The 669-nt window shown below is 34.1% G+C and carries 1 protein-coding gene; it reads left to right on the top strand.

The window, feature by feature from the left end; translation table 11 throughout:
* On the top strand, positions 1-669 hold a 669-nt coding region (locus LOK41_RS28380), incomplete at both ends, for a carbonic anhydrase (RefSeq protein WP_241819426.1).

Raw genomic sequence — 669 nt, 5'->3', positions numbered from 1 at the left:
AAGTTTACTGATATCTTCCCTACTTATCACAGGGTGTAATAACATAGCTTCAAATGACAAAAAAGAAAAGACAACTGCAACACATGAAGTGAATTACAAAGATCAAAAAAATTGGGAGTTTGAATCAGGCGATACACAATCACCAATTGCTATTGACACAACTAAGACACAGGAAATGAAAGACAATGGAGCAATCGAACTTAATTATAATAATGCTGTACTTGATGAAGTGGATAATGGCCACAGTATCCAAGTAGACGTTACTGGAACAGCAAAAATCAATGGTCGTTACTTTGATTTAACACAATTCCATTTTCATGCACCTAGTGAGCATAAACTTGATAGTAAGCATTATCCAATTGAAGCTCATTTTGTAAATAAAGCACAAGACGGTCGTTTAGCTGTTATTGGTGTGTTCTTTAAAGAAGGTTCAGAAAACCAAGGGTTCAAAAAAGTGATTGATAGTATTAAAAAAGGTGATAAGAACACTTCTGTTGGTGAAATCAATATTGCTGCTATGCTTCCTACCAACAAAAGTTATTATCACTACCTTGGTTCATTGACTACTCCCCCACTTTCAGAAAATGTTGAATGGTATGTCATGAAAAACCCGGTAGAAGTTTCAAAAGTACAAATAGAAGCTTTCCAAAGCTATTACAATAATAATAA

The sequence above is a fragment of the Bacillus sp. TL12 genome (assembly GCF_022625245.1).
Taxonomy (GTDB): Bacteria; Bacillota; Bacilli; order Bacillales; family Bacillaceae_G; genus Bacillus_A.
The sequence above is the reverse complement of the archived record's forward strand: the minus strand, read 5'-3'. Positions and strand labels throughout refer to the sequence as shown.